This window comes from Cellvibrio sp. 25HG11W-0 (assembly GCF_057815475.1).
This window is the reverse complement of sequence record NZ_CM174230.1, coordinates 2098477-2124601: the sequence shown is the minus strand read 5'-3', so window position 1 is coordinate 2124601 and position 26125 is coordinate 2098477. Positions and strand designations below refer to the sequence as shown.

General features: G+C 45.9%; 23 protein-coding genes. 4 read left to right on the top strand and 19 right to left on the bottom strand.

The window, feature by feature from the left end:
* Positions 1-403: 403 nt before the first annotated feature.
* From ihfB to gyrA, 14 genes are all read right to left on the bottom strand, one after another.
* Complete coding sequence (ihfB, locus tag AC0KUT_RS08815; RefSeq protein WP_488835198.1) at positions 404-688, bottom strand: integration host factor subunit beta; 285 nt, start codon at positions 686-688, stop codon at positions 404-406.
* A 186-nt stretch (positions 689-874) separates the two neighbouring features.
* Positions 875-2554 carry a 30S ribosomal protein S1 gene (rpsA, locus tag AC0KUT_RS08810; protein ID WP_488835688.1) on the bottom strand — a complete coding sequence of 560 codons (1680 nt, stop codon included), beginning with the start codon at positions 2552-2554 and terminating at the stop codon, positions 875-877.
* A 380-nt stretch (positions 2555-2934) separates the two neighbouring features.
* Positions 2935-4275 carry a UDP-glucose dehydrogenase family protein gene (locus AC0KUT_RS08805; protein WP_488835196.1) on the bottom strand — a complete coding sequence of 447 codons (1341 nt, stop codon included), beginning with the start codon at positions 4273-4275 and terminating at the stop codon, positions 2935-2937.
* Between the two features lie 56 nt (positions 4276-4331).
* Entirely contained in the window at positions 4332-5753 is a 1422-nt protein-coding gene (locus AC0KUT_RS08800) for a mannose-1-phosphate guanylyltransferase/mannose-6-phosphate isomerase (protein WP_488835194.1), read from the bottom strand.
* 46 nt (positions 5754-5799) lie between these two features.
* The gene (galU, locus tag AC0KUT_RS08795) at positions 5800-6699 is read right to left on the bottom strand and encodes a UTP--glucose-1-phosphate uridylyltransferase GalU (RefSeq protein WP_488835192.1); all 900 of its coding nucleotides are present in this window, start codon (positions 6697-6699) and stop codon (positions 5800-5802) included.
* Positions 6700-6740: 41 nt separating this feature from the next.
* Positions 6741-8093: a phosphohexomutase domain-containing protein gene (locus tag AC0KUT_RS08790; protein WP_488835190.1), complete on the bottom strand. Its 1353-nt coding sequence runs from the start codon at positions 8091-8093 to the stop codon at positions 6741-6743.
* A gap of 270 nt (positions 8094-8363) precedes the next feature.
* Positions 8364-9056 (bottom strand): (d)CMP kinase, encoded by a 693-nt coding sequence (cmk, locus tag AC0KUT_RS08785; protein ID WP_488835188.1) that lies wholly within the window; start codon positions 9054-9056, stop codon positions 8364-8366.
* Between the two features lie 8 nt (positions 9057-9064).
* A complete protein-coding gene (pyrF, locus tag AC0KUT_RS08780; RefSeq protein ID WP_488835186.1) occupies positions 9065-9769 on the bottom strand; it encodes an orotidine-5'-phosphate decarboxylase in 705 nt (234 codons plus the stop codon).
* A 110-nt stretch (positions 9770-9879) separates the two neighbouring features.
* Positions 9880-10191: a ComEA family DNA-binding protein gene (locus tag AC0KUT_RS08775; protein ID WP_488835184.1), complete on the bottom strand. Its 312-nt coding sequence runs from the start codon at positions 10189-10191 to the stop codon at positions 9880-9882.
* A 216-nt stretch (positions 10192-10407) separates the two neighbouring features.
* The gene (gene cysN, locus AC0KUT_RS08770) at positions 10408-11832 is read right to left on the bottom strand and encodes a sulfate adenylyltransferase subunit CysN (RefSeq protein ID WP_488835182.1); all 1425 of its coding nucleotides are present in this window, start codon (positions 11830-11832) and stop codon (positions 10408-10410) included.
* A gap of 76 nt (positions 11833-11908) precedes the next feature.
* Entirely contained in the window at positions 11909-12817 is a 909-nt protein-coding gene (cysD, locus tag AC0KUT_RS08765) for a sulfate adenylyltransferase subunit CysD (RefSeq protein ID WP_488835180.1), read from the bottom strand.
* Positions 12818-12952: 135 nt separating this feature from the next.
* Positions 12953-13921: a prephenate dehydrogenase/arogenate dehydrogenase family protein gene (locus tag AC0KUT_RS08760; protein WP_488835179.1), complete on the bottom strand. Its 969-nt coding sequence runs from the start codon at positions 13919-13921 to the stop codon at positions 12953-12955.
* 7 nt (positions 13922-13928) lie between these two features.
* Positions 13929-15038, bottom strand: coding sequence for a prephenate dehydratase (pheA, locus tag AC0KUT_RS08755; RefSeq protein ID WP_488835178.1), 1110 nt, complete (start codon positions 15036-15038; stop codon positions 13929-13931).
* 4 nt (positions 15039-15042) lie between these two features.
* Positions 15043-17706 carry a DNA gyrase subunit A gene (gene gyrA, locus AC0KUT_RS08750; RefSeq protein ID WP_488835176.1) on the bottom strand — a complete coding sequence of 888 codons (2664 nt, stop codon included), beginning with the start codon at positions 17704-17706 and terminating at the stop codon, positions 15043-15045.
* A 436-nt stretch (positions 17707-18142) separates the two neighbouring features.
* Between gyrA and AC0KUT_RS08745 the strand changes: the two genes are divergently transcribed.
* The 4 genes from AC0KUT_RS08745 (at position 18143) to AC0KUT_RS08730 (ending at position 21734) form a co-directional block, all read left to right on the top strand.
* Positions 18143-19474 (top strand): TRZ/ATZ family hydrolase, encoded by a 1332-nt coding sequence (locus tag AC0KUT_RS08745; protein ID WP_488835175.1) that lies wholly within the window; start codon positions 18143-18145, stop codon positions 19472-19474.
* A gap of 51 nt (positions 19475-19525) precedes the next feature.
* A complete protein-coding gene (gene ubiG, locus AC0KUT_RS08740; protein WP_488835174.1) occupies positions 19526-20230 on the top strand; it encodes a bifunctional 2-polyprenyl-6-hydroxyphenol methylase/3-demethylubiquinol 3-O-methyltransferase UbiG in 705 nt (234 codons plus the stop codon).
* 3 nt (positions 20231-20233) lie between these two features.
* Positions 20234-20905, top strand: a complete 672-nt coding sequence (locus AC0KUT_RS08735) for an HAD family hydrolase (protein ID WP_488835172.1) — start codon at positions 20234-20236, stop codon at positions 20903-20905.
* A gap of 76 nt (positions 20906-20981) precedes the next feature.
* Entirely contained in the window at positions 20982-21734 is a 753-nt protein-coding gene (locus AC0KUT_RS08730) for a YciK family oxidoreductase (protein WP_488835170.1), read from the top strand.
* Positions 21735-21899: 165 nt separating this feature from the next.
* Here AC0KUT_RS08730 and AC0KUT_RS08725 read toward each other — a convergent pair whose 3' ends face one another.
* The 5 genes from AC0KUT_RS08725 to motD form a co-directional block, all read right to left on the bottom strand.
* The gene (locus AC0KUT_RS08725) at positions 21900-22283 is read right to left on the bottom strand and encodes a DUF2802 domain-containing protein (RefSeq protein WP_488835168.1); all 384 of its coding nucleotides are present in this window, start codon (positions 22281-22283) and stop codon (positions 21900-21902) included.
* Positions 22284-22328: 45 nt separating this feature from the next.
* Complete coding sequence (locus tag AC0KUT_RS08720) at positions 22329-22814, bottom strand: chemotaxis protein CheW (protein WP_488835166.1); 486 nt, start codon at positions 22812-22814, stop codon at positions 22329-22331.
* A gap of 167 nt (positions 22815-22981) precedes the next feature.
* The gene (locus tag AC0KUT_RS08715) at positions 22982-24073 is read right to left on the bottom strand and encodes a chemotaxis protein CheW (protein WP_488835164.1); all 1092 of its coding nucleotides are present in this window, start codon (positions 24071-24073) and stop codon (positions 22982-22984) included.
* Positions 24073-24906, bottom strand: a complete 834-nt coding sequence (locus AC0KUT_RS08710) for a ParA family protein (protein ID WP_488835162.1) — start codon at positions 24904-24906, stop codon at positions 24073-24075. The genes AC0KUT_RS08715 and AC0KUT_RS08710 overlap by 1 nt, the downstream gene beginning before the upstream one ends.
* 329 nt (positions 24907-25235) lie before the next feature.
* Positions 25236-26114: a flagellar motor protein MotD gene (gene motD, locus AC0KUT_RS08705; RefSeq protein ID WP_488835161.1), complete on the bottom strand. Its 879-nt coding sequence runs from the start codon at positions 26112-26114 to the stop codon at positions 25236-25238.
* Positions 26115-26125 lie beyond the last annotated feature (11 nt).

Below are 26125 nucleotides of genomic sequence, written 5' to 3'. Positions count from 1 at the left end.
AAAACTCGCAATCGCCAATGCGGCACCGGACAAAAACACACCAATTACAATGGTAACTATTGCGGGCTGAGTCATATATCTAAGAATTGCTCGATACATACCAATGCGAATAAATATCGTTAAACTAGCAACAATTGTCAACGCTAAAGCCATGAGCTCTTTAGAAGTTACAACAACACTAAAATCGCCCAACCGCAAGCAAACTGAGAAGTACAAACCTAAGGTTATAGCCAGCGTATCGTAGAACAACGAAATTCCACGCTTAGTTGTTCTTGAGGCCTCCAATAATTTCTTAAACATAAAATATTGACCTGAAGATCTCAAAAATAACGCAAAACATAAAACTGGGAAGGGGCGCTGTATTTAGCAAGCGCAAAAAGAAGATATCAAATGAAATTGGAACCTAGATACGCTCATTTACCCGATCGCGCATCTCTTTACCTGGTTTAAAATGAGGGACATACTTCCCTTCAAGAACAACCGATTCACCCGTTTTAGGGTTTCTTCCTGTACGTGGTGCACGGTAGTGAAGCGAAAAGCTCCCAAAACCTCGGATTTCAATACGCTCGCCGGATGCCAAAATATCCGACATATAGTCAAGCAACAACTTTACCGACATTTCAACATCTTTTATCGTAAGTTGGTTTTGCTTCTCTGTAATATATTCAATTAATTCAGACTTGGTCATGACTCGCTCTCTGTTATTAGGCAGCTTCAGATAAAAAGTCACCCGATACTTTTAATGCATCAATTATCGATACATCTTCAGAAACACACCATCCAAAGTGACAACTAGCAAGACTTTTATACACTATAGAACCTTAAACAAAAAATCAGAGACCGGCATATGCCGACCTCTGATCGCAAAACAATATTAGTCTTTGTTTTGCATTTGCGCTTTGATCAAATCACCCAAGGTAGTTGGAGCTGCTTGCTCCGTTTGCTTGGTAGAATGCTCTTTAATCACAGTCTTTTCTTCTTCTACATCTTTGGACTTCACTGACAAGTTGATACTGCGATTCTTGCGATCCACTGCAATAATCTTAGCCTCAACCTCATCACCTACTTTCAAGATGTTACGCGCATCTTCTACTTTCTCACGACTTAACTCAGACGCTTTCAATACAGCTTCAACATCATCCGCCAAGGTGATTACAGCAGCTTTAGCTTCCACTTCTTTAACGATACCTTTAACAACAGCGCCCTTATCATTTACAGAAACGTATTCTGAGAATGGATCGGTTTCAAGTTGCTTGATACCCAAAGAAATGCGCTCGCGCTCTGGATCAATTGCCAATACAACAGTTTCCAACTCATCGCCTTTCTTGTACTTACGTACAGCTTCTTCGCCAGCTTCGTGCCAAGAAATATCAGACAAGTGAACCAAACCATCGATACCGCCATCAAGACCAATAAAGATACCAAAGTCAGTGATAGATTTAATCTTGCCGCTGATTTTATCGCCTTTCGCACAGGTGCGAGCAAATGCATCCCATGGATTTTCTTGACATTGCTTTAAGCCAAGAGAAATACGACGACGCTCTTCATCGATATCCAGTACCATCACTTCAATTTCGTCGCCCAATTGAACAACTTTTGAAGGATGAATATTTTTGTTGGTCCAATCCATTTCAGAAACGTGGATCAAACCTTCAACACCTTCTTCCAACTCTGCGAAGCAGCCGTAATCAGTCAAATTGGTTACTTTTGCTTTCACACGAGCGCCTTCTGGGTAACGCTTGGTGATTTGAATCCATGGATCTTCACCCAATTGCTTCAAGCCCAAGGATACGCGGTTACGCTCACGGTCGAATTTCAATACTTTAACATCGATCTCGTCGCCAACATTCACGATTTCGCCTGGGTGCTTAATGCGCTTCCATGCCATATCGGTGATGTGCAACAGACCATCTACGCCGCCCAAATCAACGAAAGCGCCGTAGTCGGTAAGGTTTTTAACGATACCTTTAACAGCTTGACCTTCCTGCAAGGTAGCCAACAATTCATCGCGCTCAACAGAGTTGGCTTGTTCAAGCACCGCTCGGCGAGAAACAACAACGTTGTTGCGCTTTTGGTCTAATTTTATAACTTTGAATTCAAGCTCTTTGCCTTCAAGGTGAGTTGTTTCGCGCACAGGGCGAACATCAACCAATGAGCCCGGAAGGAAGGCACGAATACCAGCAACGTCAACAGTGAAACCACCTTTAACCTTACCGTTAATAACACCTTTGATAACTTCTTCAGCAACATGTGCTGCTTCAAGAATTTTCCACGCTTCAGCGCGCTTAGCTTTTTCACGAGACAATTTAGTCTCACCAAAACCATCTTCAACGCTTTCCAGAGCTACTTGAACTTCGTCACCGATTTGGAGATTTAACTCACCCAATTCATTGCGGAATTGTTCAGTAGGAATAACACCTTCTGATTTCAGGCCGGCGTGAACAGTCACCCAGTCCTTATCAATATCGATAACTACGCCGGTAATAATAGTGCCTGGCACCATATCAACGGTCTTTAAACTCTCTTCAAATAACTCAGCAAAACTTTCAGTCATACTCATTGGTAATACCTATAAAGTAGAAACACAGATGTAAAAATAAACACCCTGTTCATTCCGCACGGCCAGTCACGCGGGTCAATTAATGTGAGGCAAGGGCCCCCTCAGGCTGGGTTTGACAGCCCTCACCGCTGCTGAAATATCAAATTTGCTTAAAACCAAAGCGTCAGACAATCAGCAGGTGCGAGAGGGTAGCAGAATGAGCCTTATATATCAATATCTTAGGAACCTTCAGAAATCAGCTCCAGCGTATAATAAAGGACCTCATTAAAGAGTTTCCACACAAACAAAACCCCCGCAACACGGGTTACGGGGGTTTTGTTTGTGTGATTTAGTTACCACGGCCACACCCATAAGGCAAGCACAGACTAGACGCCTTAAAAAACTTTAACGCTCTTGCCGCGCCCCACTGCGTAATAAGCAAAGCCAGCTTCTTGCATGCGCTCCGGCTCATAGAGGTTGCGTCCGTCGAATATTACAGGGTTGACCAACGAAGACTTAATCAAATCGAAGTTTGGCGCCCTGAAGTTCTTCCATTCAGTACAAATCACTAAAGCATCTGCCTTTTCTAACGCAGCTTCTTTGGTCCCTACCAACTTAAGATCTTCGCGCAACCCATAAATCTCTTGGGTTTCCTCCATGGCAACAGGATCATAGGCTTGCACCTTAGCGCCAGCCGCCCACAGAGCCTCCATGAGAACACGACTAGGTGCTTCGCGCATATCATCTGTATTAGGCTTAAAAGACAACCCCCAAACCGCAAAAGTCTTGCCCTTCAAATCCGTTCCGAAATGTTTTTCTATGTAATTGAACAGTTTACTCTTTTGCGCCTGATTGACCTTGTCCACCGCTTCCATTAAGTCCGCGGAATAATCAACATTTTTCGCAATTTTAATCAAAGCTTTCACATCTTTAGGAAAGCAAGAGCCACCATAACCGCAGCCAGGATAGATAAAATGATAGCCGATACGTGGATCAGCACCTATGCCATTGCGCACTTTTTCAATATCTGCCCCTAACAGCTCGGCTAAGTTGGCCATCTCATTAATAAAGCTAATTTTGGTCGCCAACATTGCATTAGCCGCATATTTCGTGAGCTCAGCTGAGCGCACATCCATAAAAATCATACGGTTGTGATTGCGGTTAAAAGGCGCATAAAGCTCCGTGAGAAGCTTTTCGGCTTGCTCGCTGTCGGTACCTACCACAATGCGATCAGGCTTCATAAAATCAGTGACGGCAGCACCCTCTTTTAAAAACTCAGGATTAGAAACCACATCAAACATAAGACCAAGCTCACGAGCCTGTAACTCCTGAGCAACCGCAGCTGATACTTTTTCGGCAGTGCCTATAGGTACTGTCGACTTATTAATGATGACCTTATAGCCATTCATACGCTGGCCAATTGTTTTTGCAACAGCCACCACGTACTGAAGGTCGGCAGAACCATCTTCACCTGAAGGTGTTCCCACAGCGATAAATTGCAACTCGCCGTGCGCAACAGCTTGATCCATATCCGTAGTGAAATTTAACATGCCATTCTGCACAGCTTGCTTAACGATAGTATCTAGACCCGGCTCAAAAATCGGAATTATCCCATTTTTGAGATTATCTACCTTACGCTGATCAATATCGACGCAGAGCACGTCGTGCCCAACATCAGCCAAGCATGTGCCCGTCACTAAACCGACATAACCTGTACCAAAAACTGTTACTTTCATTGGAAACTTCCTAGATATTCAATTAAAAGAATCTTTCGTTCGGCTCTCTCGCCACCTTAAGTGCGCCCATAACTATCTTCATAGCGTATGACATCGTCTTCAGCCAAATAAGGGCCAGACTGCACTTCTACTATTTCTAAAGGAATTTTCCCAGGATTACTCAATCGATGTCGGGTTCCCACAGGAATGTACGTTGACTCATTTTCCGACAACAAAATAGTTTCATCGCCTTTTTGAACTAACGCAGTGCCCTTCACGACTATCCAGTGCTCAGCGCGATGATGATGCAACTGTAATGACAAACTTGCACCCGGCTTAACCCTTATACGGTTTACCTGATATCGATCACCATCATCAATCGCATCATAACAACCCCAGGGGCGATAGATTTCGCGATGTTGCAAATGTTCAGAGCGCTTTTGAGATTCGATTTGCGCAATAAGCGCCTTAACTTCTTGGGCTTTATTTTTATTGGCTACCAAGACCGCATCCGGTGTATTAATAATCAGTAGATTATCAACCCCTAAGGTTGCCACTAATTTATCGCGCGAAAACACGAGCGTATTAGTTGAACCTATATCGATGCTATCACCAATCAAACTGTTACCTGCCGCGTCTTTCCCAGACAATTCCCAAAAAGACTTCCAGTCACCCACATCACTCCAACCTGCATCGAGGGGAATACAAACAACATTCGAGCTTTTTTCCATAAGCGCATAGTCAATGGAAATATTAGGCGATGCAGCAAATGCCTCAGGGTCAACACGAATAAAATCTAAATCTTGCACAGCACATGCTTTAGCTTGCTCAGCGGTTACAACCACATCAGGACTCTGCTGTTGGAGTTCACTCAAGAACACGCTCGCCTGAAATACGAACATGCCGGAGTTCCAATAATAACAACCTTCCGCCAGATAGGCCTCTGCTGTAGTAGCATTAGGCTTTTCAACAAATTCAATGACCGGCAAAAAATTTTCACTTGCAACTCCTGACGAGCTGCTAGCCGTTTTGATATAGCCATAACCTGTTTCTGGGCGAGTAGGATTAACACCAAAGGTAGCTAAATAACCGAGATTTGCAGCTGCAATTGCACGATTAACAGCGGTTTGAAATATTGATATATCACGAATCATGTGATCCGCAGACAAAACCAATAACACAGGATCTTGATGCAAACTGCGAGCATGTAGAGCAGCAACTGTTAACGCCGGAGCCGTATTGCGCGCTACCGGCTCCAAAATGATGGAGGCATCTTGCTGCCCTATTTCTTGCAGTTGCTCCGCCACCATAAAACGGTGTTCGGTATTACACACCACTATGGGCGGCGCCAACTCAGGCAACCCAACTAGGCGCAATAAGGTTTGCTGCAGCATTGTCTGCTCACCAAACAACTTCAATAGTTGCTTAGGGTAGTGCTGACGGGAGAGCGGCCAGAGGCGCGTTCCAGAGCCACCAGCAAGAATAATAGGAACTATCAATTCAACGCTCCTTAAAGAAAATAAACTTAAACATCGAAATCCAAGGCTACTTTTTAGCTATAGCTCGCTCAGCCAAAAACTCACGAAATTCATCACCTATCGCAGGATGGCGCTCTGCATAAATAACATTCGCCATGGCATATCCAATCTTAGTGCCGCAGTCATGACTTCGTCCCACCAGCTGGTAGGCCTCTACCGTCTCTAGACCTAACAGGGCATCTAGCGCATCTGTTAACTGTATTTCGCCACCTGCACCCGGCATAGTTTTCGCCAAAAGTTCCCACACCGTGCTAGAGAGAACATACCGCCCGACTATAGCCATGTTTGAGGGAGCTTCATCTATTGGCGGTTTTTCAACCATGGCACTGATAGCCGCAGTTTGCCCTGCTGGAATTTGCACCCCTTTACAATCAACCACACCATACTTGTCGACCAGCTCTTGCGGAACCTGCTCCACCAAAATCTGGCTAAAGCCCGTTTCTTCAAAACGTCTTGTCATGCCTGCAAGGTTGTCTTGCTTCAAATTGCATTGAGCATTATCGACCAGCACATCAGGCAATAACACAGCAAAAGGCTCATCCCCCACTACCGCCTTTGCGGCCAAAATTGCATGCCCCAAACCCTTTGCTTCCGCCTGACGAACGGAAATCACCGTCAAACCAGGTGGCGTAATGGACCGCACTTCTGCCAACAAAGACCGCTTTAAACGAGCTTCTAATTGCGCCTCCAACTCAAAGCTCGTATCAAAATGGTTTTCAATGGCATTTTTACTGGCGTGAGTGACTAATACGATTTCCTTAATACCAGCAGCAGCCGCTTCTTCAATAACATATTGAATGAGAGGTTTGTCAACAACAGGTAACATCTCTTTCGGTATCGCCTTAGTCGCCGGCAACATACGCGTTCCCAATCCTGCTACGGGAATCACTGCTTTTTTAATTTGCATGTGTGGATCCTTGTGACCTTTTGATTGTTAAGGGAGCGCCGCTAACTATTTAGCAGCGCTAATATCTCTTTAGTTTTGATGTCCACCAAATTTTTATCAGCTCGGCTTTCAACATTCAAACGCACGACTGGCTCAGTATTAGACATTCTTAAATTAAAGCGCCAATCGGCAAATTCTAAACTTATACCATCGGTTTTATCGATGCTTAGCGCTTGCCCTGAATATTGCACCAAAACTTTTTCAATCGCTTTGGCAGGCTCCGCAATATAACTATTAATTTCGCCAGGAGAAGGGAATTTAGCAATCCGATCTTCAAGTAGACTAGAAAGCGTTTGTGATTTACGCGACAGGAGTTCGCACACTAACAGCCAAGGAATCATACCGCTATCACAATAGAAGAAATCGCGAAAATAATGATGTGCGCTCATTTCTCCACCGTATACAGCATCCTCTGCACGCATACGCTCTTTGATAAAGGCATGGCCTGTTTTGGATTGAATCGCGCTCCCACCATTAACCTGTGCAATATCCTGAGTATTCCATGTCAATCGAGGATCATGAATAATCTTAGCGCCTGGATTTTTCAATAAAAAAGCTTCCGCCAAAAGCCCAACAATATAATACCCTTCGACGAATTCACCGCGCTCATCAAAGAGAAAGCAGCGATCAAAATCACCATCCCACGCAATCCCCATATCAGCACCCGCGGCAATGACTGCATCTCCCGTCGCTGCACGATTATCGACCAACAATGGGTTTGGAATGCCGTTCGGGAAGGTGCCGTCCGGTTCGTGGTGTACCTTGATGAATTCAAAAGGTAAGAAGCGCTCTATAGCATCAATAACATGACCCGCCGCACCATTACCCGCATTGACCACAAGCTTAAGCGGTTTTAGCTGCGCAGGATCAACATAGGTCATCAAATGTTCGATATAGGCAGCAAGCGTGGATTGTTCAGTGTATTGCCCGCGCTGAGCAGCATCGACAGAAGCAAATTTATTTTCTTCCGCAAGGCGTTTAATTTCATTCAGGCCCGTATCACCACTAATAGGGCGGGAGCCTTCGCGAACCAATTTAAGCCCATTGTAATCAATTGGATTATGACTGGCAGTAACAACAATACCGCCATCTACGTTTAAGTGGCTGGTGGCGAAATAGATTTCTTCTGTGCCGCACATGCCAATATCTATTACATTTGCACCCTGATCGCGCAAACCGTTACTCAGTGCCTCCTTTAAAGACTTGCTGGTAAGCCGAACATCCCCCCCTACGACGACTGATTTAGGACGTAAATATTGAGCGTAAGCTCGACCAATTCTATAAGCAATTTCTTCATTGAGCTCTGTACCGAGCTTGCCACGTATATCGTAGGCTTTAAAACAGGTTAGATTCATGGGCATTTCCAAAGATTCCATTACGAGGTTGAAGTTCAATCCGAATCATCGCTGTTGCTCTTTTTAATAAAAGCTAATCTTTTTGGTTCAAATCGCATGCCAATTACTATGGCTTTATAATTTTTCTATTAGGTTACACACTATCAGTAGCTCACAGCCTTGACTTAAGCGATCCCAGCATAGTCATCAAAACTATATGTTACAGAGAGCCACACTAAGCAAAGAGTAAACTAGTGTCCCATTCTTACGATTTGTTGACACTCAACATAATTAACAACGAACGCGCACTAAATTCATTATTTGGTTAAAAACATCAGAAACACTAAGCAGAGTGCTGTCTATTACCAGCGCATCACCAGCCGCTTTTAAAGGCGACACACTGCGCTGCGTATCGCGCTCATCACGTTCGCGGATATCATTCACCAACACGGCCATATCGACGTTTTGCCCACTCGCCAATAATTGTTTATAGCGGCGATCTGCACGCGCTTCTGCACTTGCTGTCAAAAATACCTTTACCTGAGCGAGAGGGAAAACCATAGTGCCCATGTCACGACCATCGGCAATAAGGCCCGGCATGGTAGCAAAGACACGCTGACGTTCAAGTAATGCCTGCCTGACAGGCGGATAGGCGGCCACAACTGATGCATTCATACCCACTTCTTCACGACGAATTGCATTGGTTACATCTTGTTCCGCCAATAAAATACGCGTTGGCTCTGAAGACACATCAAAATATACATCCAAGCTTGAGGCCGTTGCAGCGACAGCGGCCTGATCAGTTAACTCGACCTGCTGTTGCATAGCAGCCAATGCAACCAAACGATAGAGTGCGCCGCTGTCTAACAAATGAAAGCCCAGCTCCTTAGCTAACATTTTGCTTAAAGTACCCTTACCTGAGCCACTTGGGCCATCAATGGTTACGACAAACGGGGATGAAACAGATAGTTCGCTCAAGATCATGCCTCTGTCTATTCAGTAAGTGATGTAATGATCTGACGACAGGTAGCTACCGGATCAAGTGATTGCGTGATGGGACGACCAATAACTAGATAACTGCTGCCTGCGGCTAAAGCTGCCGCAGGTGTCAGGGTGCGACGCTGATCGTCAGCTGGAGAAGATGGCAAGCGGATACCAGGCGTCACCAAACAAAAATCCGACCCAAATTCACCGCGCATCAGGCTAGCCTCTTGTGCAGAACAAACAATACCATCGAGCCCCGAGCGCTGGGTGAGCCTAGCAAGACGCATGACCTGCTGCTCAGGCGTCTGCTCAATACCAACGGCCTGTAAATCTGCCTGCTCCATACTTGTCAGTACAGTCACCGCGATTAAAAGTGGATTGGGGCCTGCCCGTACAATTAAAGCCTCGCGTGCAGCATTCAGCATACGCTCACCACCAGACGCGTGAACATTTACCATCCATACACCCAGCTCAGCAGCTGCTTTTACTGCCTTAGCCGTTGTATTAGGAATATCGTGAAACTTCAAATCGAGAAATATCTCAAAGCCCAGAGCCATTAGCTTTTCAACTATTACTGGGCCGCAGGCAGTAAAGAGCTCCTTGCCCACCTTGAGACGACAATCGCCGGGAGACAGGCGACGCGCCATTGCCAGACAATCCTCTGCATTATCAAAATCCATTGCTACCAAAATGCGCGGACCTGCAGTTTGCATGAAATACCCTCTTAGAAAATAAAAAACCCGAGCTTTGCAGCTCGGGTGCTATTAAAACAAATCGCTGGGTAAAATTCACGGACTAACGTAGCTCCTTAACCGCTAATTGATCAAATTTGAATTTTCGTGCGATTAGCCTCCAATGTAGCAGGGCCAATACCTTTCACTTCTGTTAATTGCTCAACCGTGGTGAATTTACCATTGGCTTCGCGCCAAGCCACTATGGCCTCCGCCTTCTTGACGCCAATTCCCTTTAACTGTGTCAAAGCCGATACGTCAGCTGTATTAATATTAACCATCTCCTGTTGAGCAGCGGCAGTAACTTCGCTTTTTACTGGATCAGTTACTTCGAGGGCGTTAGCGGCAGGAACTATAGCGAGGGAAAGAATTGCAGTGGACAAAAAAGCTAAGAAATATTTCATTGGTCAACTCCATGTAAGTAATTAAGTTATTTACACGCAACCTATCTGCTGCGCGCAAAGCTAGATTAGCCAATATTTCACATCTTACCAATTGGTTTTTTGCTGAAAATCATGTAAGCCAAAACTTACAAAAAAATGCGCCAATAAAAAACCATTCGTTTTGATTGCATCGAAATACTCCAGCAACAAAACGAATGGTTTTGCAAAGCACCAATACTACTTAGCCAGCAGCTTCTTTAAATCTACCGCATCCCAATGTGGGAAGTGCTTGCGCACTAAAGCATTTAACTCAATTTCAAACTCGCTAAAATTAGTTGAGACTTGGAGTGCTTCTGCCTCAAGCTGACGCACCACCATACCCGCCCCCACGGTAATATTAGTAAGGCGATCAATCACAATAAAAGCACCTGTTGCACGATTAATATTGTAGCTATCCGCAACCACATTTTGAGTCAAAAGCAAATCCACCACTGCAATATCATTGAGCTGCAGCTCAGCAACAGATAAATGCTCCTGAGTATTCACATCAATCCGATAATCAATTGCTGAAAGTTTACCGGCCACCAATTTACTGGAAAACTTAAAAAGATAATCAGTATTTGGGCTGACTGCCTTTTCTGCCATCCATACTATGTGTGCCTTTAAATGGTTGGACTGCGGTACAAGATCGTCCGCCAATACCAATACATCGCCACGGCTTACATCAATTTCATCCATCAAAGTAATTGTGATCGCCTGACCAGCAAATGCTTCTTGCAGATCACCGTCATAGGTAACCAGCGATTTCACCTTGCTTGTTTTACCTGAAGGCAAGACTCTGATGGTATCGCCAACGCGAACAACGCCCGAAGAAACATTGCCACAAAACCCACGGAAATTTAAATTAGGGCGATTGACATACTGCACAGGAAAACGGAAGTCTGCATAGTTTTTATCAGCCGCTATAGGTACATTTTCCAAAATTTCTATTAGGGTTTGGCCGCTATACCAAGGCGCGCGCTCCGAGCGATTTACCACATTGTCACCATCGAGCGCTGACATGGGCACAAACATTACATTCTGCATTCCAAGGCTTTGTGCGAAAGCCAAATAATCTGCCTTAATTTTTTCAAACACACTTTCACTAAATTCCAATAAATCCATTTTATTGATAGCGACAACAATATGCTTAATACCCAACAGTGAAGCGATATAGCTGTGACGGCGCGTTTGAGTAACAACACCATAACGCGCATCGATCAAAATAATTGCGAGGTCGCAAGTAGATGCACCCGTCGCCATATTGCGCGTGTACTGCTCATGCCCCGGAGTGTCTGCAATAATAAATTTGCGCTTAGAAGTGGAAAAATAGCGGTAAGCAACATCAATGGTGATACCTTGCTCACGCTCAGCTTGCAAGCCATCAACCAACAGTGCCAAGTCAATTTTTTCGCCGGTAGTACCATGCTTGGTGCTGTCGGAGCGCACGGCCTCCAACTGATCTTCGTAGATCATTTTAGAATCATGCAGCAAGCGACCTATAAGGGTGCTTTTGCCATCATCGACGCTACCGCAGGTTAAAAAACGCAATAATTCTTTTTGCTCATGTTGCGCAAGATAGGCATTAATATCTTCGGCAATTAATTCTGACTGATGACTCATAGTGATCTCTTTTACAATCGCTAACTGTTGTAAGTATTAAATAGTGGCGTTTGCCAAGGCTAGGCTGACGAAAATACTAGAAGTAACCTTCTTGCTTTTTCTTTTCCATAGAGCCCGAACTATCGTGATCTATCACGCGCCCCTGACGCTCAGAAGTCGTGGTCAACAACATCTCTTGAATAATTTCAGGCAAGGTACCCGCCTCTGACTCCACTGCACCCGTGAGAGGGTAACAACCGAGCGTACGGAAACGCACCATGCGCTCCTCAACTTTATCGTCTGGCCCTATCGGCATACGGTCGTCATCAACCATTATTAAAGTGCCGTCGCGCTCAACAACTGGGCGCTTAGCGGCAAAATAGAGCGGTACAATTGGGATATTTTCCAAATGGATGTACTGCCAAATATCTAACTCCGTCCAGTTCGACAATGGGAAAACACGAATGCTTTCACCCTTATCCACGCGTCCGTTATAAATATTCCACAACTCTGGGCGCTGATTTTTAGGGTCCCAGCGATGATTTTTATCACGAAAGGAATAAACACGCTCTTTTGCGCGCGATTTTTCTTCGTCGCGGCGCGCGCCACCAAAAGCAGCATCAAAACCATATTTATTGAGCGCCTGCTTTAACCCTTGGGTTTTCATGATATCGGTGTGCTTAGCACTGCCGTGGGTAAAAGGCCCTACCCCCATATCAACGCCTTCTTGATTGATATGCACAATCAAGTCCCAACCTAATTCCTTAACGCGCTGATCGCGAAACTCGATCATCTCGCGGAATTTCCACGTGGTATCCACATGCAATAACGGAAATGGTGGTTTGCCAGGGAAAAATGCTTTCATAGTCAGATGTATCATGACCGCAGAATCTTTTCCTACGGAATAAAGCATCACGGGGTTATCAAATTCAGCGGCGACTTCACGAATAATATGAATACTTTCAGCTTCTAACTGCTTCAAGTGAGTCAAGTTGTAGTTTGACATTAGGAGACTACCAATATGGATGAATACGATGTTTGACTGACCCGGAGGTCGGATGGCGGCGATTATATACAGCTAATCGCCTAGTTTTAATGACTAATTACTTCTATGGTTATAACCAGCAGTGCAACTCACCATCTAAGGGTTAGATATGTTGGTGTTTTTAGGTGGAAAATCCGTACCTTTTTGCTCTGCAAGCATTTGCGTGAATTGATCGCGCGTGCTTTTAGCCCGCGAAAAAACTTCCAACAAATAGGCGCTATCCTCCTGCTCTATGCCCTTGCGCATCCGCATAAGGTTGGCAATAAACATATCCAAGGACTGCAATACTGCAGATTTATTTGCGCGCATTATATCGTGCCACATAACTGGATCGCTCGATGCGATACGCGTAAAGTCGCGAAAACCACCGGCGGCATAGCGGAATATATTTGGGTTTGCGATATCCTGCGCTAGGGTATCCACCAAGGAATAAGCTATGGCATGGGGTAAATGACTGGTTGCAGCTAAGACCTCATCATGTTCCGTCACGCTCATACTGAGCACTTCAGCACCAACCCGCTCCCACATATGGGTAACTCGCGCTATGTGGGCTGGATCATTATTGGGAACAGGTGTGAGAATAACGCGGTGGTGTTCATAAAGATTAGGATTAGCGGCAGTTACGCCACTTTTTTCTGATCCAGCTATCGGGTGCCCCAATATAAACTGAGCTGGAACCTTACCAAATACATCTATTGCCGCACGCTCAACACTGCCTTTTACGCTAGCACCATCGGTAATCGTAACATCGGCGGAAATAAAATCATTAATGTCCTGCAAAACAGCCGTAACGGAAAGTGTAGGTACGGCAATAAAAATGACATCGCCCGCCCCCAGCTCACCTGCAATTTCTTGCAGCGAACAAAAGGCGCGATCCACAACCCCGAGCGCAACGGCTTGCGCGCAGGTTTCCGCACGACGCGCTATACCAATCACTTCGGTGCAGGCACCACGCTGCTTTAAACCCGTTGCAAGGCTGCCTCCAATAAGCCCTATACCAATAATCACCAGCTTATTGATCAAGGGAACGGCAATAACGGGTTGAACTGAAGAAGTTGACGTCATGAGAAAATCACAGCACAGCTTTAGGGTAAGAGCCCAAAAGCTTCAAATCTGCACAGCGACCAGCCACTTCTTTTATAAGATCACCTATCAACACATCATCCACATGGCCGGCAAAATCAATAAAGAACACATAGTTCCAAACGCCAGTGCGAGACGGACGCGATTCGACACGGGTTAAATCAATATGATGGCGGTGAAATGGCTCGAGCAAATTATGTAGTGCGCCAGGCTCATTGCGCATAGCAACCACAATAGAGGTCTTATCGACACTGCTGGCAGGTACGGACTGAGCCCCAATAATCAAAAAGCGGGTGGAGTTATCAGGCTGATCTTCTATTTTTTCAGCAATCAGGGTCAAGCCATATAACTCGGCGGCCATGCTGCCGGCAATCGCCGCCGAATTCCACTCACCCTTAATACGTTTGGCTGCTTCCGCATTGGAACTCACAGCTACCCGCTCTGCATGAGGATAGTGTGCATCAAGCCATTTACGGCATTGTGCAAGCGATTGGGAGTGAGAGTAAATACGGGTAATGTTATTGGTATTAGTTACATCAGAAACCATCAAATTGTGATGGATACGCAATTCCACTTCGCCGCAAATTTTTAAATTTGACGCCATGAAATTATCGAGCGTGTGATTGACCACACCCTCGGTAGAGTTTTCAACAGGCACCACACCATAATTAACAGCGCCGGCTTCTACCTCACGAAACACTTCATCAATCGCAGCAAACGGCAGCGCTATAGCAGAGTGACCGAAATGCTTGAGCGTTGCCTGCTGGGTAAACGTGCCTTCAGGGCCGAGATAAGCCACCTTGATAGGATTCTCTAACGCCAAACAGGCAGACATGATTTCACGAAACAGGCGCGCCATCTCTTCGTTGCTGAGCGGCCCCTGATTTCGCTCCATGGCCTTACGCAATACTTGCGCCTCACGCTCAGGGCGATAAAACAAAATTTGCGCATCCTCTGGCAAACTTGCCTTTTTGACATCAGCCACTTGTTGCGCACAAGCAGCTCGCGCAGAAATAAGGCGACCTATTTCTTCGTCTAGCGCATCAATTTGATTGCGCAGCGCGAGCAATTTTTCCAATTCAGTTGGTTCAACAGACATCTAATTACTCATCACTGCTGCTATCAGTTTCATCTTCAGAGGTCTTATCGTCGAGTATGACCTCGTCATCAACACCATCATCAGAAGGTTCTTTATCACCTTCGGCAGAATGCGCCAATTCGCGTTTGACACTTTCATCGGCAGATTCTTCGATACGTTCCAAGCCTTGCATGTGCTCGCCATCTTTAAGCTTAATAAGACGAACGCCTTGCGTATTACGACTCAACACAGAGACCTCATCAACACGCGTGCGAACCATAGTGCCCTGATCAGAAATCAACATGATTTCTTCTCCGTCGAACACCTGCACTGCACCAACTAACGGGCCGTTACGATCCGTTGTTTGCATGCCAATGACACCTTGCGAGCCACGACCTTTAGCAGGGAACTCACCGACTTCGGTACGCTTGCCATAGCCATGTTCACTCACAGTAAGCACTTGACCATTTTCCATGGGGATAACCATACCCACCACACGCTGTTCATCACTTATGCGAATACCCCGCACACCGCGCGATGTTCTACCCATGGCGCGAACTTGTGATTCACGGAAACGAGCCGCCTTACCTGAGCTTGAAAACAAAATCACATCACAATTACCATCGGTAATGGCTGTGCCCACAAGGGTGTCGCCTTCATCCAATTCAATTGCACGCAAGCCAACACTACGTTGACGCGCAAACTGGCTCAGTACTGTTTTCTTCACAGTACCTTTGGCGGTCGCCATGAAAATGTAATGATCATCGTCATAAGACTTAACAGGTAGGATTGAGGTAATGCGCTCACCCTCATCCAAATTAAGTAAATTCACTACCGGGCGACCGCGCGCTTGACGGCCCGCCACTGGGATCATATAAACTTTTAGCCAATAAACCTTACCGGCGTTAGTAAATAACAGAATAGTATCGTGGGTGCTGGCGATTAAGAGATGCTGTATGTAATCTTCATCTTTAACGGCGGTCGCTGATTTACCCATACCGCCACGGCGCTGCGCTTGATAATCATCCAGCGGCTGGCTCTTCGCATAGCCACCGTGAGAAATAGTCACCACACGATCTTCTTCGTTGATCAAATCTTCAGTGGTCAAATCTAAGGTTGACGCCATGATCTCAGTGCGACGCTCATCACCGTAGTCGGTAATGACCTGCTCTAACTCTTCGCGAATCACTTCCATCAGGCGTACAGCATTACCGAGAATCTCAAGGAACTCAGCGATTTGAATAAGCTTTTCATCATACTCAGCAAGCAGCTTATCGTGCTCCATGCCGGTTAAACGATGCAGACGCAATTCCAAAATCGCTTGCGCTTGCGCCGCAGACAAATAATATCTGCCGTCACGCATGCCAAATTCTGTACCCAAATCTTCAGGGCGACAGGCATCTTCGCCCGCGCGCTCAAGGTAGGGAGCCATTTCTGCCGCATCCCAACCGCGCACCATAAGGCCTTCTTTCGCTTCTGCGGGTGATGCAGAATTTTTGATTAAGGCAATTACTTCATCAATATTGGAAATCGCAACCGCAAGACCTTCCAATATATGACCACGCTCACGCGCTTTACGTAGCAAATACACGGTACGGCGCGTAACTACTTCGCGGCGGTGACGCACAAAGGCTTCAAGCAATTGCTTAAGATTGAGAATTTTGGGCTGGCCGTCTTCAAGCGCTACAACGTTAACGCCGAAGGTAGTTTGCAACTGGGTTTGGCTGAACAGGTTGTTCAGCAACACTTCGCCCGATTCATTACGTTTTACTTCAATAACGATACGCATACCGTCTTTATCAGACTCGTCGCGCAGCTCACTGATGCCTTCAATTTTCTTTTCTTTCACCAGCTCAGCAATACGCTCGATCAAACGCGCCTTGTTGAGCTGATAGGGAATTTCATGAACGATGATTGTTTCGCGCCCGGTTTTTTCATCCCGCTCAACTTCTGCCTTGGCACGCACAATGATACTGCCACGGCCGGTGCGATAAGCCTGCAAAATACCCGCGCGACCATTAATAATGGCACCGGTAGGGAAGTCTGGCCCTGGGATAAACTCCATCAATTCGTCAACGGTGATGTCAGCATTTTCAATTAACGCCAAACAGCCGCGTACGACTTCACCTAAATTATGGGGTGGAATATTAGTTGCCATGCCTACGGCGATACCAGATGAGCCATTCACCAAAAGATTGGGAATACGCGTTGGCATAACCGCAGGAATCATCTCAGTGCCGTCATAGTTGGGCACAAAGTCGACAGTTTCTTTATCTAAATCCGCCAAGAGATCATGGGCGATTTTAGACATACGGATTTCGGTATAACGCATAGCGGCCGCGCGATCGCCATCTACCGAGCCGAAGTTACCCTGACCATCCACCAGCATATAGCGCAGTGAAAATGGTTGAGCCATACGTACGATAGTGTCGTATACAGCGGTATCACCATGAGGATGGTATTTACCGATTACATCACCCACCACACGGGCGGATTTTTTATAGGGTTTATTCCAATCGTTTTTCAATTCGCTCATGGCGAACAAAACACGGCGATGCACGGGCTTTAAGCCATCGCGCACATCGGGTAAAGCACGACCTACGATAACGCTCATGGCGTAGTCGAGGTAGGACTGCTTCATCTCGTCTTCGATACTAACCGGTGATATTTCTTTAGCGAATTCGACCATGGGAATACTGCTTTCCTTATTATGGTGACGGCAGGATTGTTTACATAAGACCAACCAAGAATATGATTAGTCTATTTTTTGTTCTTTTTTAGTTCTTTTGTTCTTGGTAAGCCCGCAAAAGCGCTCAAAATGCGCTCTATTTGTTTGCGGATTATTTGGCTACCCCAGTAAGGGTTTAGTCAAATGCGCCTAAAAACTAATTTGAGGGCGAATGCTAACACAAAAACTCCAATATAGGCAGTTTAGCACTGCGTTTTAGCAAGAGTACTGAAGAGATAAATAGAGGTAAAAAAGACATGCAAATAACAACCAACAAATACCTCTAAATGAACCTTACATCTGACCTAACCCGTGCATTGCATCCAGCCCACTCAACACCAGCATCAGTTATACTGCCGTCCACTTTTTGCCTCTACCTACAAGGCCTAATCCCCTTATGACATCCAGTGCCACTACTCAACTCAGCGTCGACTTGATTATTAAAGCCCGCTGGATAATTCCCGTGATTCCCGAAAATCGTTTATTCGAGGACTGCGCGCTGATCATAGACAAGGGGCTCCTTCTTGCCCTGCTACCACAAACTGAAGTCGCCCAGCGCTATGTAGGCAAGACCGTAGAGCTCAACAACCACCTATTAATACCCGGCCTGATAAATGCCCATGGCCATAGCGCCATGAGCCTGCTACGCGGATTCGCAGATGATCACCCACTGCACACTTGGCTCAACGATCATATTTGGCCAACCGAAAAACGCTGGGTAAGTCCCGATTTTGTTCGCGATGGCACTCAATTGGCCATGGCAGAAATGATTAAAACCGGTACAACTTGTTTTGCCGACATGTACTTCTACCCAGAACAAGCGGCCCAAGCCTGCCTTGATGCTGGCATGCGTAGCCAAATCAGTTTCCCTATATTTGATTTTGCGAGCGCCTGGGGTTCCGGCCCAGACGAATACTTCGCCAAAGGCTTAAAGCTGCACGACAACTACCGCAACCATCACCTTATATCGATTGCCTTTGGCCCCCATGCACCCTATACCGTCGCCGATGAGCCGCTCCAAAAAATTGCCGTCTTAGCCCAAGAAATGGATATGCCGGTGCAGATTCACCTGCATGAAACCGCGCAGGAAATCCAGCAGTCAATGGCAACCTACGGCAAGCGCCCGCTGCAGCGATTGCAGGATTTAGGTCTGTTGTCACCGTTGGTGCAATGTGTTCACATGACCCAAATAAATGACGACGATATAGCCATCCTGCAAGCCAGTGGGGCACAGGTTATTCACTGCCCCGAATCCAACCTAAAGCTCGCCAGCGGCTTCTGCCCAGTGCAGCAATTGCTTGATGCAGGTATAAATGTCGCTTTGGGTACTGATGGCGCAGCCAGTAATAATGATTTGGATTTATTCAGCGAACTCAAAACTGCCGCTCTCTTAGCCAAAGCAGTCGCGCAGGATGCCGCTGCCCTCAATGCTCACAGCGCGTTGCGCCTAGCCACAATCAACGGCGCCAAAGCACTCGGGCTAGAGGAAAAAATTGGCAGCCTTGAGGTCGGCAAAGCTGCCGATATAACCGCCATAGATTTCAGCAGCCTCGGCATGCAACCGCTGTATAATCCACTTTCACAACTTATTTATACCCACGCTGGCCAGCAAGTCACTCATGTCTGGGTTGAAGGTAAGGCACTCCTCATTGAGCGCCAACTGCAAACACTCAATGAACACGAAATACTGGCAAAAGCGCATCAGTGGCGCAAACAAATTGCCGTTTAAACGGCACCCACAACAATAATCACAACACCATTTCATAACGGGGAACGACCTATGGCCAACGTTGATAGCGCTGAAATTGCAAAATTTGAAGCTCTCGCCAGTCGCTGGTGGGATAAAAACAGTGAATTCAAACCACTCCACGACATCAACCCGCTGCGCGCCAACTTTATCGATCAACGCTCGCCAGTCGCAGGCAAAACTATTATTGATGTCGGTTGTGGTGGTGGCATTTTGGCCGAATCGCTTGCGCTGCGCGGCGCCCACGTTACCGGCATCGACATGGGTGAAGCGCCGCTCTCTGTGGCACGCTTACATGCATTAGAAAGCGGGGTTGAGCTCAACTACGAACAAACAACTGCCGAAGATAAAGCAGAGCAAATGCCTGGCGCTTTCGACATAGTTGCCTGCTTAGAAATGCTTGAGCATGTACCCGATCCTTCATCGGTTATTCGCGCCTGCGCACAACTGGTAAAACCCAATGGCGACGTCTATTTCTCCACCATTAATCGCAACCCAAAAGCCTATGCCTTTGCTATTTTAGGTGCAGAATATTTACTGAAATTACTCCCGAAAGGCACACACGAATACAGCAAATTTATTCGCCCGTCTGAGCTGGCGCAGTGGCTACGCGCTGCCGGTTTAGAATTGCAAACCATCACTGGCATGACCTATAACCCCATCACTAAACACTACAAGCTCAACCCTAATGATGTAGCAGTAAATTATTTGGTTCACGCCAAGAGAATCAGCGAGTAATTCATGAGCAAACCTATACGTGCAGTCATGTTTGATCTGGATGGCACCCTGCTAGATACGGCACCCGATTTTATCGCCGTGGTAAATCAACTACTTATTGAGCAACAGCAAACGCCTATTGCGCCTGAAAAAATTCGCGCATCAGTATCCAATGGATCAAAGGCATTGATTAAAATGGCATTCTCCATCGACGAGACCCATGCGCAGTTTGAACCGCTACGCCAACGCCTACTTGCGCTCTACTCTGCTCACATCGCTGATTTTACCTGCCCATTTCCTGGCATCATGCCGCTACTAAGTAAATTAGCAGAACATCAAATCCCTTGGGGCATAGCAACCAACAAACCCGCAGCCTACACTCTCCCCTTAATGGCTGCCCTTGACTTACAGCCAGCCCCCTTAAGCATCATTTGTCCCGACCATGTTGCTCACAGCAAGCCCGACCCCGAATCACTTCATTTGGCAGGCCAACAGCTTAACTGCGCAGCACATGAAATTATTTATATTGGCGATCATAAACGCGATATCGACTGCGGCAAGAATGCAGGCAGCATTACCATTGCCGCCGCCTATGGATACATAGATGCCGAAGACTCTGCACAAAACTGGAATGCTGATTTTTGCGTAAACCATGCCGATGAAATATGGCCCATAATCCAAAAACATTTGAATTAATTGGAAAATCCACCATACAACTTTTAGACCTGCTCTCAAACGCAGCGCAACACACACTTACGACTCGAGGTGAGACATGCACATTCCCGCTGATTACAGCATCAAGGCAGAGTGCCTTAAAGACAAAATTATCGTCGTTACGGGTGCGGGCGATGGCATAGGTCGCGTCGCCGCCAAAAGTTTTGCGGCCAGCGGCGCCACAGTCGTTCTCATGGGCCGCACTCTGGCAAAACTGGAGGTGGTTTACGATGAAATTGAAGCAGCAGGCCACCCGCAGCCAGCCATCTTGCCAATCAATTTTGAAAGCGCAGTAGAAAAAGATTACATCGACATGTGCAATGTTTTAGAAGAGACGTTTGGTAGAGTCGATGGAATTTTATATAACGCAGGCGATCTGGGAGAACGAACGCCCATCAGCAATCATTCTCTCGGCGCATGGCAGCGCTGCATGCAAGTCAATGCCACAGCACCTTTTATGATGACTCAAGCATTATTACCACTATTAGCTAACGCACCTCATGCCAGCATTTTATTTACCAGCTCTAGTGTTGCATTTAAAGGTCGCGCCTATTGGGGTGCCTACGCTGCATCCAAAGCAGCAGCAGAAAATCTAATGCAAACTCTCGCCGATGAATTCGAAGGTACTTGTAATATTCGCAGCAATAGCATTAACCCTAGTGCTACACGCACAAAAATGCGTGCCGCTGCCTATCCCGCGGAAGACCCCATTACCGTAAAAACAGCAGAAGATCTTATGCCCGCTTACACCTATTTAATTGGGGATGACTCACTCGGCATTTCTGGCCAGCAATTTCAATTTAACAATTAAAACATCCAATAATTGCACTCTGCACTGCTACATAGTGAAATTTAAAAACACAAAAGGAGATCAATTGATCTCCTTTTGTGTTTTTAAATTTTATGCCACTTTTGACTGTAAGACCCAGCTAGTCCAGCTACAGTTTGAACCTGCTTATTAATAGCAACTTAAACACTAATGGCTATTTTTCTGCATCATCTCTAACAATGACGCCTCGGCACGCGATAGCCCGCAGCGGCGCGCCACCTCATCGCAATCTATGCCCATTTTAAAAAGCTGTGCAGCTTGAGAGTAAGGCTGAAACTCTTCATCTTGGTAATAATCAATTTTTTCGGATTTTTGTGGGCCCGACTGCAAACGCTTTTCCATTGCCATCAGACGCTGCCCCATCCCAACTGAGCCGCTGTTAGATACAGCCAACTCACGCATTACTTTTTGAAGAGTTTTTTCTATTTCTAGAGCCTGCGCACGCGACTGTTTTAGGCTGTAAAAAGCCAGCACAAATGCCATAAGGCTTAAGAGCAGGCTTATAAGTAGACCTATTTCCAGTGTTGTCATTTGCACGTTTATATCCAACTTTTACCGCCTAAAAAGCTCATGCAACTAAATATCCTCCAGCTCTGACCACTCTTCCCCCGTCAACAGCTTATTCAATTCAATCAGTATGAGCAGCTCATTATTCTTATGACAAACACCCTGAATAAACTTGGCGCTTTCTTCATTGCCAACATTAGGTGCCACTTCAATTTCGGACTGACGCAAATAGACCACTTCAGCTACGCTATCAACCAATATGCCAATAACGTGACGATCAGTTTCTATAATCACAATACGGGTATTGTCCGTTATTTCACCACTAGGGAGATTAAACCTATGGCGAGTATCGATAACAGTTACTACATTACCGCGTAAATTGATAATTCCCAACACATATGATGGAGCACCAGGCACTGCAGCAATTTCTGAGTAACGCAAAACCTCCTGCACCTGCATTACATTAATACCATAGGTTTCACCGTCTAAACGGAAAGTAACCCACTGCAATACAGGATCATCACTACTTTTTTGTTTTGTTAAATCAGTTGCCATCGTTTATTCCTCTGCTACTCGGCAATTGCCGCGCTCCCGCCACATCAAACAGCTAAGCGCCACAATCGGTTAAATGTCGATATAACTATAGTCTAGAGCGCAACGAGTGCCACTTTATCCACTGAGATCATCTATTTGGTTTTTCTGGGCTCATAACAGTGTTCGGATTAGCTGTGCTTTGGCTGAAAATTTTTATCTTGGTCTATTAAAATCTGTCCAATTTGAGGGATATCCAACAATGCACACATATGATCCTTCACGGTGCCGGCCAACCACGGCCGCTTACTGCGATCAGAGCGCCACTTCACATCCTCGGGCTGCAAGCTAATAGGTTGATTAACCGAATCAACTGCAAGCCCCCAAGGTACTCCATTAATTGACACCACATACTTTGCAGTCTTTATGAAGTTCTCATCATATCGCTCAGGCATCACAAATTTAGCGGTATTTACTGTGCTGATTTTTCCTGTAGTCGTCAGCTGAAATCCCATAAACCAATCTGCCTGCCCAAACAAAGGAGTCAGCTCCTCAGTAATTGGTCGAATTTGACCTAAAGCGATTAAAGGCACAGCAAGGGTTAAACCAGACACTTTAAAAAGCAATACATCAAACCGCGCCTGCGCCCAGACGGGGCGGCCATTCTCCAACCACTCCACACCTGCTAACTTATAGGTGAGTGCGTCAGCAGATGCCACGACAGGCTCAGCTTCACACACCGCCCCTGCAGGAAAATCACTTTCCAGTGACGATACGGCTTCATAATCACTCTCTATATCCCACTCCTGAATCTCTTCAGGTAAGGCTATAGGCTCGGCAATTACGGGCGGCGCGCTTGGTGCTACTATCTCTTGTGCAATTCGGAGGGAAATTTGAGTCGAATCGACCAATAGCTGTGTGCGAGCCGTTTGCAGTAATTTCTCCAATTGTTGTTTTTGCTCAGGCGTTTGACGAACAACGGGCTCAGCAAAGTTCTGCACTTCAGGAAATTGACTCGGCGCACTACGTACTTTAGTTTCAGGGGCAGAATAAACCCTAGTGTTCAAGCTTGACGCCTGACCAAAGCGATTTTCTAGCGTTTTAGAGATTGGTTTTTGGGCAAGAGATTTTTTAGTAAGACTAACAACTTTTGCTACTTTATTATTAGTATTAGTCGTTGCAGCAGACACAGAATCTCGCTGTAGCTGCGGTAGTTCTTCGGCGCCGAGCAGCTCATCAAAATAGCTACTCAGGCTATCATCTGGCGGTTTTATATCTGCCACTAGATTGCACCTGTTTTTGACGAGTTCGATGCAGCTTCCGCTTGATCAAACTGTTCATCTTCAAATAGCTTTTTCTCCAACCAATGCCAAAGCGACCTGTAGGCTTCGACCCCACGACTCGTAGCGTCAAATAAATGTGGGGGAACTCCCGCCTTACTCGCATCGCGAAAACGAGTATCTATAGGTATATGCCCCGGCCAGACATGTTCACTGTGATTATTGCGAATACTGCGCAAACTCGTTACGGAAGCCTGGGTACGCCGATCAAACATCAAGGGGACAATGCTGTAAGGCAATGCTTTTTTACGTGAACGCGACATCATAGTGAGCGTATTCACCATCCGCTCCAGTCCCTTCATCGCCAAAAACTCTGTCTGAACTGGCACTAATAAATATTGACATGCTGCCAACGCATTAATCATGAGTACACCCAGCAAAGGCGGTGTATCTATGATCACATAATCATAATCATTACTTAAAAGGGCTAGAGCACGCATAAGCACTAGCCCCATACCATCTTGACCTATGGCTTGACGCTCTAACGTCGCCAAAGCGGTAGTCGAGGGCATTAGATCTAACAGGGGGTAATTAGTCGTTTGAATCAAACGTAACACACTGTCGCGACTTAACTGTTTGCGCTCTTGAAATAGGGTGTAACTACTCAATGCCAGCTGATCAGCATCAAAACCGAAATAGGTACTCAATGAACCATGAGGGTCAATATCCAACAAAAGTACGCGCTTGCCCGTTTCGGCAATTAATCCACCGAGGGAAACTGTGGTGGTGGTCTTACCCACTCCACCTTTTTGATTGGCAATTGCAATTACACGCACGGATAAATCCTTGCTGGCGTCAAACACCAGACATTTTCTTAAAGGCAAGTATATCCAGCAAACTTTATGCCGTTTTTTAAATTTAATTAAAATTTCACGCAAAAATAATGAGTATCGTCCTAGTACGGAATGCGGCTAAGAATACTTAATGTATACAATACTACTCAAAACAGTCTTTTTACATAAACTCCTTAGACATTTTTGAGGCGCCGGAACGAAACATTGAGGTGATAATGCGTAATACAGAAAAGGAGTAAGTGATGGGATTAAAGTGGCTGACTTATACAACAATGCTGAGCTATTAATAATCCACGACGCTGAAGATTTAATTAAGGCGCAACTACCGGCTCATCCGCCCCCACAGAGCGACCTAAAGACACCTTAGGGCGATCCATTTTTCGCTTAGCAACCATAATAGCAACCCGTCGATTTTGCGCTCTGCCCACCGCAGTATCATTACTAGCAGTCGGTTGATACTCTCCATAACCAACCGCCGATAATCGCTCCGGCGCAACACCACTATTAACCAATACTTTTACTATAGCACTGGCTCGCGCTGCCGACAGTTCCCAATTTGTAGGGTAACGCGGACTATTAATGGGAATATTGTCGGTAAAGCCTTCAACCTGCACAGGATTGGAATAGGTTTTTAATATAGTTGCAATTTCATTAAAAATACTAAGAGCCTGAGCACTAGGGTCTGCACCACCGGAAGAAAATAAAATACTATCCTTCAATTCAATCTGCAGCCAAAGCTCATTGCTCGACACTTGAATCACTTGGTCATTTATAAGCTGTGAAAACTTTTCACTCACCAAGTCAGAAATTTGCGTCAGTTCATCACTGGTTTTCACAGCATTCGGCTCACTATCATCTGCAGGAACAGTCGGGGGAGTCTGATCACTTACGATAGATATTTGTCCATTTTCAATGGCTTGATTTATTGATGTTTTACCCATATCCAACGGAGTAATGGGATCATTCGATGGGGAAAGTTGTGCCTCAGGGTTTAGGTCAACTTGGGTATCTTTAGGCTTATTAAACGCTTCAACGAACGTTTCAGAAAGTACGCGGTACTTGCTATCGTTGACTTGCGAAATAGAATACATCACCACAAAAAAGGCAAACAACAGCGTAATAAAATCGGCATAAGAAATTAGCCAACGTTCTTGATTAACATGTACCTCTTGTCTTCGACGACGCGCCATGGCTCAGCCAC